The 14,082-nt window shown below is 59.0% G+C and carries 16 protein-coding genes, 2 tRNA genes and 1 pseudogene; 7 read left to right on the top strand and 12 right to left on the bottom strand.

What is annotated here, in order from left to right; all coding sequences use genetic code 11:
* Positions 1-176 precede the first annotated feature (176 nt).
* Complete coding sequence (locus QE432_RS22410) at positions 177-779, top strand: J domain-containing protein (RefSeq protein WP_003513049.1); 603 nt, start codon at positions 177-179, stop codon at positions 777-779.
* 19 nt (positions 780-798) lie between these two features.
* Here QE432_RS22410 and QE432_RS22405 read toward each other — a convergent pair whose 3' ends face one another.
* Together QE432_RS22405 and QE432_RS22400 are read right to left on the bottom strand one after the other, a co-directional pair.
* A complete protein-coding gene (locus QE432_RS22405) occupies positions 799-1,410 on the bottom strand; it encodes a DUF922 domain-containing Zn-dependent protease (RefSeq protein WP_306625779.1) in 612 nt (203 codons plus the stop codon).
* Positions 1,411-1,567: 157 nt separating this feature from the next.
* Complete coding sequence (locus QE432_RS22400) at positions 1,568-2,023, bottom strand: PRC-barrel domain-containing protein (RefSeq protein WP_003513045.1); 456 nt, start codon at positions 2,021-2,023, stop codon at positions 1,568-1,570.
* A 140-nt stretch (positions 2,024-2,163) separates the two neighbouring features.
* On the opposite strand from QE432_RS22400, the gene QE432_RS22395 reads away from it, so the two are divergent.
* A complete protein-coding gene (locus tag QE432_RS22395; RefSeq protein ID WP_306625777.1) occupies positions 2,164-2,598 on the top strand; it encodes a DUF1801 domain-containing protein in 435 nt (144 codons plus the stop codon).
* Positions 2,599-2,610: 12 nt separating this feature from the next.
* On the opposite strand, the gene QE432_RS22390 is transcribed toward QE432_RS22395, so the two are convergent.
* Positions 2,611-3,579 (bottom strand): alpha/beta hydrolase, encoded by a 969-nt coding sequence (locus QE432_RS22390; protein ID WP_080798254.1) that lies wholly within the window; start codon positions 3,577-3,579, stop codon positions 2,611-2,613.
* 31 nt (positions 3,580-3,610) lie between these two features.
* Complete coding sequence (gene uvrB, locus QE432_RS22385; RefSeq protein WP_306625775.1) at positions 3,611-6,592, bottom strand: excinuclease ABC subunit UvrB; 2,982 nt, start codon at positions 6,590-6,592, stop codon at positions 3,611-3,613.
* A 241-nt stretch (positions 6,593-6,833) separates the two neighbouring features.
* On the opposite strand from uvrB, the gene QE432_RS22380 reads away from it, so the two are divergent.
* Positions 6,834-7,187 (top strand): DMT family protein, encoded by a 354-nt coding sequence (locus QE432_RS22380; protein WP_003513041.1) that lies wholly within the window; start codon positions 6,834-6,836, stop codon positions 7,185-7,187.
* Between the two features lie 61 nt (positions 7,188-7,248).
* Here the strand turns inward: QE432_RS22380 and QE432_RS22375 are convergent, their stop codons facing one another.
* The gene (locus QE432_RS22375) at positions 7,249-7,632 is read right to left on the bottom strand and encodes a winged helix-turn-helix transcriptional regulator (RefSeq protein WP_003513040.1); all 384 of its coding nucleotides are present in this window, start codon (positions 7,630-7,632) and stop codon (positions 7,249-7,251) included.
* 154 nt (positions 7,633-7,786) lie between these two features.
* Between QE432_RS22375 and QE432_RS22370 the strand changes: the two genes are divergently transcribed.
* Positions 7,787-8,398: an NAD(P)-dependent oxidoreductase gene (locus QE432_RS22370; RefSeq protein ID WP_013636447.1), complete on the top strand. Its 612-nt coding sequence runs from the start codon at positions 7,787-7,789 to the stop codon at positions 8,396-8,398.
* A gap of 12 nt (positions 8,399-8,410) precedes the next feature.
* The gene (locus tag QE432_RS22365) at positions 8,411-8,887 is read left to right on the top strand and encodes a nuclear transport factor 2 family protein (protein WP_003513038.1); all 477 of its coding nucleotides are present in this window, start codon (positions 8,411-8,413) and stop codon (positions 8,885-8,887) included.
* 176 nt (positions 8,888-9,063) lie between these two features.
* Here the strand turns inward: QE432_RS22365 and QE432_RS22360 are convergent.
* From QE432_RS22360 to rlmB, 5 genes and pseudogenes are all read right to left on the bottom strand, one after another.
* Positions 9,064-10,429: pseudogene (locus tag QE432_RS22360) on the bottom strand (PepSY-associated TM helix domain-containing protein).
* 48 nt (positions 10,430-10,477) lie between these two features.
* Positions 10,478-10,894, bottom strand: coding sequence for a DUF2946 family protein (locus QE432_RS22355; protein WP_065660777.1), 417 nt, complete (start codon positions 10,892-10,894; stop codon positions 10,478-10,480).
* Between the two features lie 99 nt (positions 10,895-10,993).
* Complete coding sequence (locus tag QE432_RS22350) at positions 10,994-11,587, bottom strand: hypothetical protein (protein ID WP_003513035.1); 594 nt, start codon at positions 11,585-11,587, stop codon at positions 10,994-10,996.
* Positions 11,588-11,593: 6 nt separating this feature from the next.
* Positions 11,594-11,986 carry an acyl-CoA thioesterase gene (locus QE432_RS22345; protein WP_003513034.1) on the bottom strand — a complete coding sequence of 131 codons (393 nt, stop codon included), beginning with the start codon at positions 11,984-11,986 and terminating at the stop codon, positions 11,594-11,596.
* Between the two features lie 76 nt (positions 11,987-12,062).
* A complete protein-coding gene (gene rlmB, locus QE432_RS22340; protein ID WP_306625772.1) occupies positions 12,063-12,950 on the bottom strand; it encodes a 23S rRNA (guanosine(2251)-2'-O)-methyltransferase RlmB in 888 nt (295 codons plus the stop codon).
* 209 nt (positions 12,951-13,159) lie between these two features.
* Between rlmB and QE432_RS22335 the strand changes: the two genes are divergently transcribed.
* Positions 13,160-13,244: transfer RNA gene (locus QE432_RS22335), tRNA-Tyr, on the top strand.
* 26 nt (positions 13,245-13,270) lie between these two features.
* Positions 13,271-13,344: transfer RNA gene (locus QE432_RS22330), tRNA-Gly, on the top strand.
* 70 nt (positions 13,345-13,414) lie between these two features.
* Here QE432_RS22330 and QE432_RS22325 read toward each other — a convergent pair.
* Entirely contained in the window at positions 13,415-13,609 is a 195-nt protein-coding gene (locus QE432_RS22325) for a hypothetical protein (protein ID WP_013636443.1), read from the bottom strand.
* Positions 13,610-13,728: 119 nt separating this feature from the next.
* Complete coding sequence (locus tag QE432_RS22320) at positions 13,729-14,055, bottom strand: BA14K family protein (protein WP_029658786.1); 327 nt, start codon at positions 14,053-14,055, stop codon at positions 13,729-13,731.
* Positions 14,056-14,082: the final 27 nt, after the last annotated feature.

The raw sequence follows: 14,082 nt of genomic DNA, 5'->3' as shown, positions 1-14,082 counted from the left end.
CACAATTTTGTCCCGCCCGTGATTATAGTCGCGATGGGTCCGACAAATTTGAGGATCAAGGGCTTTTGCGCCGGCGCGGGGGTGCCGCGCGGGCGGAATTCGCTTATGATCTGTGCGCGAGCCGCACGGGGGTGGCGTATGGCATGCGGTAACAGTTTGCGTTTGAAGGTGTTTTAGTGATCGATCCCTATGTTTTGCTTGGCGTGGAGCGTGATGCCGACGAGGCGGCGATCAAGTCCGCTTACCGGAAGGTGGCGAAAGCCGCCCATCCCGACAGCGGGGGTGATACCGACCAATTCGCACGCCTGCAAACCGCTTACGAGCTTTTGAAGGATCCGGTGCGCCGCAAGGTGTTCGACGATACCGGTTACGATCCGCAGCTTGCCGATGCCAAGGACCTCAAAGGCCTGCTGATGCTGGAAACTCTGGTCAACGAATTCATTCTGGACGAGCGCGAGCCCGGCAGCTTCGACCCAGTGGCCGCCATGCGCCGCAAGCTGACCGATGATATCCTGAAAAGCCGCTTTCACATTCTTGAACTTGAGCGTCACCGCACGCGGGTGCGCAAACATATGGACCGGCTGGGCAGAAAGCCGGAGACCGATGTTTTGAGTTCCATGTTGCGTGCGCGCAGCCAGTCCATCGCCGAAGCCATCCGCAATGCGGAAGCGCAGATAGAGGCGATCGAGCAGGCCTATACGATGCTGGAAGGCTATTCCTACGAGCTGGAAAGCATATCGCTCTCCGAACCGCTGCTGAAAGGCGAGGCGGCGGAATAGCCGTTTCCCCCTGGAGTTCTCAGGGACCGTTGACGAGCGCCAGGATGAGCTGATGCACGCGGCCACCGGGCGAAAGCTCGTCCCGGTCGAAATCGCGTCCGCGCTGGCGTTGCTCGTTGGATAGCTCACCAAGCCGCTGTTGCAGGACAGCGCGCACTTTCTGGCATTTCGGATCGTTTTCCGCTCTCAGACCGGTGCTGAATGCCTCGATCTTCTGCACCATGTCGAGAATGTGCTCGCCGTGAACGCGCTCATGGGTTTCCACACCGGAAATGAAGGTTTTCCAGCTGGCGGCGACCGCGGGCGGCAATATGGCCGGCGCTTTCGGCCAGGTATAGATGATTGTGAGATTGGGCTTGGCGGTGGCCAGTACGCAGGCACCGTCCGGTTGCGGACGATAATCGCGCCGCCATGTCAGCTTGAAGGTGGTGTGGGCGATGGCCTGCACACCGGCAGTCGGGCCGCGCTCGCCTATGGACTGGTAAAGCGCTCCGCCCGTATCACCGCTGATCGCATAGGTTTTTATCTGCTCGGCTGGTTTCCAGCCGGCTGACTGTGCTGACAGCGGAAGGGTGCTCAGCAATATCGTCACAGCGCTGATGGTGAGGGAATAGAGAGTTTTGGTGGGCACGCATCGATCCTTGGTGTCTTGCGCGCCGAAGATAGGCGAGAGCCGGGCTGCTAGGCAAGCGTCGTGAGAGAGGGATTGTCGGATACTGCGCCGAAATTCCACACACGAAAAACCCCCGCGACGGATCGCGGGGGTCAAGCTTGCGACTGCAGGGGAATCAGTCGTCCAGCTTGTCGTAGTCGAGCTTCGGTGCGTTCTGCAGCGCTTCCTTGGTGGTATCGACGTAGGCCTTCCAGGTGCCGTTGTCGTTGTGGACTGCAACAGAGGCAGGGTCGAGCACCACATAGCTCTTGTCGATGCCGAGGAAACCGCCGACGCTGGCAACAAGGCCGATCACCGATTTGCCATCGCCGATGACGACATCCTCGATTTCGCCGATGTTTTCGTTCTGGGCGTTATAGATATCCAGACCGTCGAGCTGGGAGGCGGTGAGGTCGGTTTTCTGGACATTGACGAACTTCAGCGGGCCGTTAGCCTTGGTGCCCATGGTGATGCCGGGACCGGACAAAGTCGCATCGGCGCCAACAGCAGGCGCAGTCGCAGCCGTCTGGGCAAAAGCCACGGAAGAGGAGAGGGCTGCTGCGGCAGCGAGAGCGATGACGTTGATTTTCATGATGTTTCTTCCCTTTGTATGCTGAACGTTTCGTTCGGGGAAGAAACGGTGAAGGCCGGATTTGGTTCCGCGTGGGACGAGATGAAAATTTGGTTTATGCTGATAGCGGGAGTACTGGCACGCAAAATCGGGAGGACGTTATGGCAAAAAACACTGACAGCAAGGATGCGGAGGAGATTGCATCGTCGGTTCTCATCGATCGAAAGATCGCGGAGCTTGGCGACTGGCGTGGCGAGACGCTTGCGCGCATCCGGGCGCTGATAAGGAAGGCCGATCCGGATGTGACGGAGGAGGTGAAATGGCGCGGCGTGCCCGTCTGGGAACATGCCGGTATCATCTGCACGGGCGAAACCTACAAGACAGCCGTGAAGATGACGTTTGCGAAGGGCGCATCGCTTGAAGACCCGGCCGGCCTGTTCAATTCGAGCCTTGAGGGCAATACGCGACGCGCCATCGACTTTCACGAGCGAGATGAGATCGACGTGGAGGCACTGCTGGCGCTGATCCGCGCGGCGGTGGCGTTAAATGTCGCGGGGAAGGCTGGAAAGAAACGCACGGGGAATAAGGCTGGGTAATCGAGTAGGCAGTCAATCTTTCCCAACGTCCGTTGCCTTGTCCCATTCCCCATCGATGAACTTCAGCGCGTCGATAATTGACACTTTCCACACTGACCAGACGTGATCGCCATCGGTGATCCGCAATTGGGATTTGCGATTGTCGGCCTGAAGCGTTTCGTGCAGGGCGATGGCGCCGCGCCAGAGGAAGAAGCCGTCGTCGTCGCCAACTGTCAGATAGGTGGCGGGCAAGTCTTGGCTTTCGGCGACGTGCTGTGCAACAAGGGTGAAGACGTTCTTCTCATTGAAGAGACTCGCATCGAAGGGCGTGCCGAAGGCGCCGGAGAAGTGATCGCCGGTGGAGGGCAGCACGATGCCGCTGGTGACGGTAGTGCGGTCGACGCGGTGGAAGAAGGCGCTGTCCTGAATGAGCTTGAGTTCCGCGGGCGTTTTGTCGAGATCGGAGGCGGGCACGTTCTGCCAGATCGCGCCGGACAGACTGGCGACTGCGCCATAGAGGTCTTCGTGGCCATAAGCCAGATGCAATGCGCCGAAACCGCCCATGGACAGCCCGGCGATGGCACGCCCTTCGCGATCTTTTCGCACCGGCAGCGTTTTTTCCACCTGATGGCGCAGATCGCCCGTCAGGGCCGTCTCGTAATCGCCGGGACCACCGACAGCGGCCGAATCCACGTACCAACTGTTTTTAACGCCTGGCATGACGATAACCAGCGGGCGGATGGCGCCAGCCGCAATCAGCGTGTCCAGCGTCTTTTCGATATTGCCGAGGTCTCGCCAGCTGTTCTGGTCACCATCATGGCCGTGCAGGAGATAAAGCACCGGCCAGCCGTTTTCCGGCGGCGTGCCATCCGGTCGGTAGATGTTGACGGGCAGCGGTGCGTTCAGGGCGGCGCTGTGGAAGGTGGCGTCCTCAATCTGCCCGGCAAGGACTGGGCTTGAGAAAAAGACGAGGCATAAGGCCGCCAGATTTTTTCGATGCATGCGGTGTCTATCCAGATTGCGCCGTTGCGCTTCAGCGACCGGGACGCCCCGTCTTCCCCTTCGTCCGGCTTTTGCGCTTCTGTTCGCCGGCATCCTCATAGGAACCCGCTCCGATCTTGCCGCGCACGAGGGGGCGGGGATCGTCCTTGGTTCGCTCAGGCTGGCCTTCCATGAGCGGTGAGAAACGTTTGCCGGTTTCCGTCTCGGGTTTGCCGGGAACTTCGCCACGCACCGGCTTCTCGGTGCGGCCAACGGTCATCTCGTCCAGCGTGTTCCTGCGGAACAGCGGCTTGCCCGTGTCCGAGCTGGGCCCCATTTCGTCCAGCGAAGGTTTGGCGAAGAGAGATTTTCCACTTTCGTTTGCGGAAGCGGCACCGTCCTCTGTCCCGCCCGATATGTCTCCCGCAGGAGGGGAGATCGACCCGTTGCGGGCGCTCGTTTCTTTTTTCTTGCTTCTGCCGCCACCCTCAAGCGATTTCGCCTCTTCCTTCGCCATCGGGTCGTCCATGACGGCGAGTTCGGTGGCCTTGAGGCGCTTGATTTCGTCGCGCAGGCGGGCGGCTTTTTCGAAGTCCAGATCGGCTGCGGCATCGCGCATGGATTTTTCCAGCGCGTTGAGATGGGACTGCAGATTGTTGCCGACCAGATGGCCGCCATCGGCGAAGCCTTTGCCGGAAACGCCTGAAATATCGGCCCTTACGTGATCACGCTCATAAACTGAATCAAGAATATCGGAGATCTTCGCCTTGACCGATTCCGGCGTGATGCCGTGTTCGGCGTTATAGGCCATCTGCTTTTCGCGGCGGCGGGAGGTTTCCTCCATCGCCCGCTTCATCGAGCCGGTGATATTGTCGGCATAGAGGATCACCTTGCCGTCGACGTTACGGGCGGCGCGGCCGATGGTCTGGATCAGCGAAGTTTCCGAACGCAGGAAGCCTTCCTTGTCGGCATCGAGGATCGCGACGAAACCGCATTCTGGAATATCGAGGCCTTCGCGCAGAAGGTTGATACCGACAAGCACGTCGAAGGCACCAAGGCGCAGGTCGCGGATGATCTCGATGCGTTCCAGCGTGTCGATATCCGAGTGCATGTAACGCACGCGAACGCCCTGTTCGTGCAGATATTCGGTCAGGTCTTCAGCCATGCGCTTGGTCAGCACGGTGCAGAGTGTGCGGTAACCCTTAGCGGCGGTCTCGCGAATTTCGCCGAGAACATCGTCCACCTGGCTGCGGGCTGAGCGCACCTCGACCGGCGGATCGATGAGTCCTGTCGGGCGGATGACCTGTTCGGCGAAGACGCCGCCGGCCTGTTCCATTTCCCACGAGCCGGGGGTGGCCGAAACTGCGACCGTCAGCGGCCGCATCGCATCCCATTCCTCAAAGCGCAACGGGCGGTTATCCATGCAGGAGGGAAGGCGGAAGCCATATTCGGCCAGCGTCGCCTTGCGCCTGAAGTCGCCGCGATACATGCCACCGATCTGGCTAACCGAGACGTGGCTTTCGTCAATAAAAAGCAGCGCATTATCAGGGATATATTCAAACAGCGTCGGCGGCGGCTCACCGGGATTGCGGCCGGTTAGATAACGCGAATAGTTTTCGATACCGGCGCAGGAGCCGGTCGCCTCCAGCATTTCGATGTCGTAACGCGTGCGCTGTTCCAGCCGCTGGGCTTCCAGCAGACGTCCCGCCTTTTCCAGCTCGGCGAGGCGAACCCTCAGCTCTTCCTTGATCGACTTGATCGCGCCGTTCAGCGTCGGGCGCGGGGTGACATAGTGCGAATTGGCGTAGATCTTGACGGATTGCAGATCGCCGGTTTTCTGGCCGGTCAGCGGGTCGAATTCGGTAATGGAATCGATTTCGTCGCCGAACATCGAGATGCGCCAGGCGGCATCCTCAAGGTGGGCAGGGAAGATTTCGATGGTATCGCCGCGCACGCGGAAGGAGCCGCGCTGGAAATCCATGTCGCGGCGCTTGTATTGCTGGGCCACAAGGTCGGCCAGAAGCTGGCGCTGGTCCAGCCGGTCGCCCACCTGCATCTGGAAGGTCATGGCGGTATAGGTTTCCACCGAGCCGATACCATAGATGCAGGAAACCGAAGCGACGATGATGCAGTCGTCGCGTTCCAGCAGCGAGCGGGTGGCGGAGTGGCGCATCCGGTCGATCTGTTCGTTGATCGAGGATTCCTTCTCGATGAAGGTGTCGGAGCGCGGCACATAGGCTTCCGGCTGATAATAATCGTAATAAGAGACGAAGTACTCTACCGCATTGTCGGGGAAGAAGTTCTTGAACTCGGAATAGAGCTGCGCGGCCAGCGTCTTGTTGGGCGCAAGGATGACGGCCGGGCGCTGGGTTGCCTCGATCACCTTGGCCATGGTGAAGGTTTTGCCGGAGCCGGTGACGCCGAGCAGGACTTGGCTGCGCTCGCCGGAATTGATGCCTTCCACGAGATCGGCAATCGCCGTCGGCTGGTCGCCTGCCGGTTGATACTCCGAGTCCATGCGGATCGTAACGCCGCCTTCGGATTTCGGCGGACGGGCCGGCCGGTGCGGCGTCCACATCTTGCCGTCCTTGAACAGCGGATTGCCGCTCTCGATAAGCGCCGATAGCGCCTCGACGGTGGCGGTGACGGCACCCGGTGCGAGATTGGCCGCCTCCTCCAGGGAAACGTCCATGCCAGCCACGGGATTGAGACCGGCGGCGGCGCGGGTTTTCGGATCGCTCGACGCGCCGATGGAAACGCCGCGCGCTGTCTTGGAAGCCGTGGTGTTTTTAGCCGTTTTGTTGGCCGCTTTTTCCGCTTCCTTGCGCGCTTCGATCTCGATCTTCTTGCGGTGCTTGCCAGCTTTCGAGGCGACTTCGCGCTGGGTTTCCACCGAGCCGGCTTCGGCTTCCGCCTCGAGCTGCTTTACCCAATCGGCAACGCTGCCGCTGAGCGGCGCGCCTTCGAACGACGATTGCGGAGCTTCCTCGAAGCCGGAATTCGAGGGTTTGGAATTTTTGGGTGATCTGGCCATGCGCGAAATATGGAGGGAGTCACGCGCAAAGGGAAGGGGAGGCCAAGAAAAAATGAGTACAAAAAGGAAACGAAGCGCGGGGAACAAAATTTGGCCGGATACGTTGCATAGCGGCCGAATACGCTTTGATAGAAACCGGTTCCGTTTCATACGGCGGTAAGTTAAAGCAAAGACAAAAATGACGGTTGCGTTTTCAAACTGCCTTTCGTGACATCCCTCCCTTCTTCATTCAGGAACAATCATGCCGTTCTCGATCAGCCCTGCCCACATCTGGCCTGTCCTGATGCTCATCGTCTCCAATGTTTTCATGACTTTCGCCTGGTATGGGCATCTCAAGCACAAGGGCAGCGCACTCTTCCTTGCGATTGTCGCAAGCTGGGGCATCGCTTTCTTCGAATACATGCTCGCAGTCCCCGCGAACCGCATGGGATCGGAGGTCTATTCGACCGCGCAGCTCAAGACCATTCAGGAAGTTATCACGCTTGCGGTCTTTGCGCTGTTCTCGGTCTTCTGGCTGAAGGAAAGCATCACGATCAACCACGTGATCGGTTTTGCGCTCATCGCTTTCGGCGCTTCCTTCATCTTCCGCTCCTGATCGCCACAGGGCCTTTCTATTGCCGTGGCGGACAGGTTTCGCCACGGCACGAGGAACGGTGTTACGATCCCGTTCCACCATTGGCATAGTCCAACCGCGCCGTACAAATGCGGACGTGGTTCTCGTCCGCCCACTGCACCAGCAATTGCATCGGCACCAGAAACGAACGGCCGAGATTGGTCAGTTCGTATTCCACGCGCGGCGGCACCTGCGCATAGAGCGTGCGGCGAATGAAACCGTCTTCCTCAAGCCGTTTCAGCGTGCGTGACAACATCTGCTTGGAAATATCGTCGATCTTGCGGTTCAGTTCGTTGAAACGCAGAACCCCGCCCTGAAGCGCTTCCAGAACCAGCAGGCTCCATTGATCACCGATGCGATCCAGCACGTCGCGGATGGGGCAGGGCTGGTCGAAGGCGAAGATTTCCTTGGTTTGCGTATCCGGCATTTTCCCTGCTCTTTCCATTTTCGTGCCCTTTCAGGTCATCGCCGTGTGACCTGATCAGCGTCGGCTGACTTCTTGCAGCCGGGGCTGCGATACCATAGCTTCTCCTAACGGTCTATTATCTAGACCTACAACGATGCCTATAAAGGAAAAAGCCATGGCTAAAATCGCGCTCATCGGAGCCTCCGGCAATGCCGGATCCCGTATTCTGAAGGAACTTTCCGACCGGGGGCACCAGGTGACGGCGATCGCCCGCAACCCTGAAAAGATCGCCAGCCTGCCGAACGTAGTGGCAAAAAAGGGCGATGTCTTCGATCAGGCAGGGCTTTCGGAACTGCTTAAGGGTCACGATGCCGTGATCAGCGCCGTGCACTTCACTGCGAGCGATCCGGTGACGCTGATCGAGGCCGTCCGTGCCTCGGGCGTTTCCCGTTATCTCGTCGTGGGTGGCGCCGGCAGCCTCGAAATTGCGCCGGGCCAGCGCGTGGTTGACCTGCCGGACTTCCCGGCCGCCTACAAGGCCGAGGCGACCAAGGGAGCGGAGTTTCTGGACCGTCTGAAAGGGGAAAAGCAGCTCGACTGGACTTTCCTGTCGCCATCGGCCGAATTCGTGCCGGGGGAAAGAACGGGCAAATTCCGTATCGGCAAGGACAGCCTTTTGAGCAACGAAGCTGGCAGCCGCATTTCTTTCGAGGATTACGCCATCGCTCTTGTCGATGAAATCGAAAAGCCGCAGCATTCTCGCCAGCGTTTCACCGTCGGTTACTGAGAGGTCTCATCCATGAATTTCATGACACGTCGTCTTGCCATCGCTGCTCTTGCCCTCGCGCCTGCGCTGATGGCCGCGCCCGTTCTGGCGGAAACCGCCAAGCGCGATCTGGTTCAGGAAGAAGCCAACCGCAAGCTGGTGATCGATTTTTACGACACCGTCTTCAACAAGCACGAGGTGGCGAAGGGCGCTGCCGTTATCGTCGACAGCTACAAACAGCACAATCCGATGGTGCCTGATGGCAAGAAGCCATTCGTCGACTATTTCACCGGCTTCTTCAAGGAAAACCCGCAGGCGAAATCCCGGATCGTGCGTAGCGCCACGGATGGAGATCTGGTTTATCTGCACATCCATTCCACGGATAAAGAAGGTGCTCGCGGAGCCGCCATCGTCGATATTTTCAGGGTCACCGACGGCAAGATCACCGAACATTGGGACGTGATCCAGCCGGTTCCGGAAAAGGCTGCAAACAAGAATACGATGTTCTAGAGCATTTCCAGTAAGAGTGCGTAGCGGTTTTACGTCTGGAAAATTCGTAGAAACAAACAGTTAGAGCACGTCAAGCAATTCTGTTTCAACAGGACGTGCTCTAAGGCCGAGCTTCTGCCAACCGCCCGGAATTCAGAAGGACACGGCCGGGGGATATCTCCCGGCCGTGTTTTTTGTCAGGCAGCGCGTTGCTTTTCGCGGGACTGCACGATCAGATCGAGAACAAGCATCACCAGCAGGCTTGCGCCAACCAGCGGGAACAGGATGCCGCCGATGGCCAGCAGCGCCAGCAGGCCGCGCAAGACGCGTTTATCCTGCGGCAATGGTGGCACGCCGAGCGAACCTCTGGGGCGTCGTTTCCACCACATGATGCCGGCGGAAACGGCAAGCAGGACGATGCCGACACAGGCTGCCAGCAACACGATCTGGTTGGCGAGGCCGAATTGCTGGCCCATATGCACGTTGATCCCCCATTCCAGCACCTTTCCAAGTGGACCGTAGTCGGAATAGCTCATGTCGATCAGCGGTTTGCCGCTATATTGATCGAGATGGACGACGCGCTGCTTTGAAAGGTCGTCGGGATAGACGGAGCCGCTATAGACGCCTGTCGGTTTGGTCGGCAGCACGACGGTATAACCAGTGGCAAGACCGAGCCCGTCGAAACGCGCGATGGCTGCATCTATGCCGATTGGTTGCCCGGTGGCGGATGCGGTGGATTCCGGTACTTTCGCCTGCTCCAGCGACCAGCTGGTCTTGGCCATGTGATCGAGATGCTCGCCGGACATTGGAACATCGGTCCGCACGCCTGCCGGATATCCGAAATTGCTGCCATTTGCCCATTCGTTGACCTTGGCGCCCCACACGCCCGACCAGGGCATTCCGGTGACTGCGAGAAATACGATGAAAAAGCCAACGAAAATGCCGGTGACGGCATGGGTATCGCGCCAGAAGACGCGTTTTTTCGGCGTGCCGCGCACGGTCAAGACACCGCCGCTCTGCTTCCGAGGCCACCACAGATAGATGCCGGTGGCGACGAGCAGGATGGACCAGCCGGCGGCGATCTCGATCAGATAGCGGGTATAGGTGCCGAAATATTTCAGGCTGTGGATGTAGCGGATCGTCCACATGATGGTGCCGCGATCTGGCAGTGAACCGGCAACCTGCCCGGTATAGGTGTTGACGTAGACGGCGCGTTTCCCTTCGGCCGTACTGACGGTAATTTCCGTCGAGGCACCCGGATCGCCTGGCGTGGTGTATTTCACAGCAGTGCCGGGAACGGCCGCAACGGCTGCGGCGAGAATATCGGAGGGGAGTGCTTTCGGCACGTTCTGCGCCACTTCGATGCGCTTCAGGTCCGAATGAATGAAATTGTCGAATTCGTCCCGGAACAGATAGAGCGCACCGGTGACGGCCAGCGATATCAGAAAGGGCAGTACAAAAAGGCCAGCGTAGAAGTGCCAGCGCCATACGGCGCGGGTACAGGTTGACGGACGAGGATTGCGCAGGCGCGCGCTCGCCCTCGAAAGAGGTCGTAACGGACATGGATGTCTCCGCAGAAAAGTTGATTTTCCGGCAGGGCCGGATCGCTCTTCACATTTGCAGAGAGGGAGGCGGTGCGCGTGGGCGCGATTCCAGATTGGGTGGCGGCGGCGGCAATACCGTGTCGCGGTCGAGAAAGTCGACTTCGACGACCCGGACGATCCCGTCCGCACGCTCCACGGGAGTAACGGGAAGAGCGGCGATGGTAACGGAGGCCAGACGGCAGAGCGTGCCGCAGCAATTGTCGGCGAGCTTGCCCGCAGGGTTGGAGGCCGGGTTCGGTTTGCCCGAACCGCCTTCGGGCATGTGGCTGGAACAGATGATCTCACCGGTCGCCAGCGCGGCTGAGGCCATATTGCCGCTGGTCAGGCCATTCACGAGCCCTTGCAGGAGAAAAAGCAGGACCGCCAGCGTGGCGATGGCGCCAGCCGAACTTCTGTCCTGCATTATCCTGCGAATGAATCCCATTGCAGCGAAATGCCATATTTATCGGGCCGTGTCACCGCGACACGATGGCGAAAGACGAGGCCTGTTTTCAATTATCACCCGGCGTCGGGATGGGAATGTTCAGGCCAGCAGGTCGTAGGTCCGGAATATCCAGACTACCTGATAAATCAGGGCGAAAATGACGAGAAACCTGTGAAAGCGTCGGTTGCCGATGAAAGCCGCCAGTGTGAACAGAACAACGTAAATAGCTGTGCGGATGAGATATTCAGCGCCCAGCGAGGAGAGGTAGTCCTGTCCCTTCAGCAGCGTATCGCCGATATCTGTGACGAAAAGTGCGGCGAGAAACGCGAAGAACCAGCTTTTACGGGAAAAGAAATAGTCCTCGTATCCCTTGTATTCCTTCATGTCTGAGGGGAACAGCAACACGCACAGGAAATAGAACAGCGAGCAGAACAGGATCAGGAACAGGAACGCGCCGAAGCCGAGGACATGGCTGGTGGCGGAAAGCCGGTGTTCCCACCACCAGAAATGCACGAGCATCAGAAACAGGAACGCCACCCAGCCGATATGCAGGGGATAGATGCGCTCCTTCTTGGGATGCTGCACGAAACCGGCAAGGCCGGTCAGCAAGCGGGCGAGGCTGAGGCCGACCACCATGCCCATGACGGCGCGGATATGCGCATAGGCTTCCGCGGCGTTGACGGCGGCCTCCATCGCACCCTACTCCGTCGGAGGGATGGGCGTCGGCTGCCCGTTTTCGTCCATCGCCACCATGATGAAGGTTCCGGCAGTGACTTTTTCCAGCTTGTCGTAACGGGAGCGCTGCGCCCAGGCCTCGACCGTCAGCGTGATGGAGGTGCGGCCGAGCCGGGCGATATCGGTGTAGATGGACAGCGTGTCGCCGATCTTCACCGGCAACTCGAAAGCCATTTCCTTGACCGCCGCAGTGACCACGCGACAGCGAGACCGCTCCGCGGCGCGGATGCCGCTGGCCAAGTCCATCTGGGACATGACCCAGCCGCCGAAAATATCACCGGCCGGATTGGCGTCGGCCGGCATTGCGAGCGTCCGCAGCGTCAGCTCGCCGGTCGGTTTGATGGGCAGGTCGGTCATGTCGAGATTTGCTCCTTGCGAATGTCAAAGGCGCAGCATGCGTTGCGCTTTGTGATTTCGCAAGGAAGGGAGGGCGTCAGGACGACGCTTTGCCCAGAAATTGCTGCGTTGCATAAAGGGCGATGGCTGCCGCATTCGATACGTTGAGCGATTTGATCTCGCCCGGCATATCGAGACGGGCAAGCGCCGAAACGGTTTCGCGGGTCTTCTGGCGCAGCCCCTTGCCTTCGGCTCCCAGCACCAAGGCGATCTTTGCGCCGGTGAAGGTTTGCTCGATGGGGGCGGGGCCTTCCGAATCCAGACCGACCGAGAAGAAGCCAAGCTTGTGCAGCTCGCCCAATGTATCGGCGAGGTTGGTGATCTGGATATAGGGAATGAGTTCCAGTGCGCCGGACGCAGACTTCGCAAGCACGCCTGACTCCGTCGGGCTATGGCGAATGGTGGTGATGACGGCGCCGGCGTTGAAGGCGACCGCCGAGCGCATGATGGCGCCGACATTGTGCGGGTCGGTAACCTGATCGAGCACGAGGATCAGCGGGCTTTTCTTCAGCGCATCGAGTTTCTTGACCGGAAGCGGCCTTGTTTCCAGCATCACGCCTTGATGGATCGCCTCGGGGCCGAGCACCTTGTCGATATCCTGCGGTGAGACAATCTCTACCGGGAAGGGCTGCGCATCCGCTTCGCCGATATCCAGACGCGCAAAGGCATTCAGGGTAACCGACAGCTTGATGAGTTGCCGTTCGGGATTGGAAAGCGCCGCACGCACGGTATGCAGGCCGTAAAGATGGACCTGATCCGGCACAAGCTGCGGCGGCTTCCAGTCTTCCGCGCCACGATTCCGGCGCTTCGGCTGCTGCGGGGTCGGAATTTCGCCCCTCTCGCGTTTGGCATCGCGCACGGCACGGCGCAGGGTGGCGTAGTGCGTGTCGCGGGTGGATTTGTCGTTTGGATCGTCTTTGCTCATGGCGCCTTATATCTCCGGGACGCGACGCACACCAGCCCCCGCGATAATCCACAGGCCTGCAAAGAGGTTTGAATTTTTTCCCGAAAATTCGTGAAACGGCGTGTTGACAGAAGCGAACGAGGCCGTCATATACGCGCCACAGACGACGCAACGGCGCTTCGCCGGAGAGAAATCTGAAGAGCTTGGTTGCTCGATCCTAGCAGATAGCTGGAGGGATGCCCGAGTGGTTAAAGGGGACGGACTGTAAATCCGTTGGCTACGCCTACGTTGGTTCAAATCCAACTCCCTCCACCATTCTGCGCAGGATCAAAATCACCACCGCGGGTATAGCTCAATGGTAGAGCAGCAGCCTTCCAAGCTGAATACGCGGGTTCGATTCCCGCTACCCGCTCCAAAACTTCTCAACAAGATCGATAATCTTTGCCTCGCGCCGATGTGCAGCCTCCAATCAGCGTTGGCTATTTTCAGCTCGCTTCCAAGGCCGACTGAATCCGCATTTTCTCTGCGTCGAGCTCGCTTAACCTCACCATATGCGCCGTAATTTTCTCAAAGATCGAGGTGCGATCCGCTGTCGACAGGCGTTCAGTGTGGCGCAGGGCAGTAATGACCTCGATCAGATCAAGTCGCTCTTGCTCAAGTTTTTCAAGATTCCACATCATCGCGTTTCCTCGCTGGCACGCGCTTCAAACGGCCAACCCGGATAAAGGTTCAGGTCAATAGAATTTAAAGTAAATTTTATCTTATTGGCTGGGACGCGGTGCGCTGGGGCACGGCTGTATCAATCCGGAGAACGACATTGCGTCCGGATGCCGGCAGCTGCCATATAGCTGTTGTCGGTCGGATGGTATGATGCGTAACGCGCTGCACACCATTTTACGTGGTTTATTTCCGATTGTGAGAGGGCGTAACCGTTGGATGACGCCTCTTCACCCTTGCCCGCGGCAAAGGCGGATGCGGGATAGCCGCGACCGTCGGAATTCTGCGCCTGCTCCTGCTGTTCGTAGGCCGGCTGTATGAGGCTCAGCGCACTGGCGGGCACGGTAAAAGCGGTAGATATTGCGACGCCAAGAGCGAGCGCGGAGATAGTCTTCGGCATCCTCAACATCGATAAATCCTCGTTATTCGTTCGAGA

Origin of the sequence: Agrobacterium sp. SORGH_AS_0745 (genome assembly GCF_030818995.1) — a bacterium.
In the GTDB taxonomy this organism is placed as follows: Bacteria; Pseudomonadota; Alphaproteobacteria; order Rhizobiales; family Rhizobiaceae; genus Agrobacterium; species Agrobacterium tumefaciens.
Note: the sequence above shows the minus strand (reverse complement) of the source record. Positions and strands in the feature narration are given on the sequence as shown.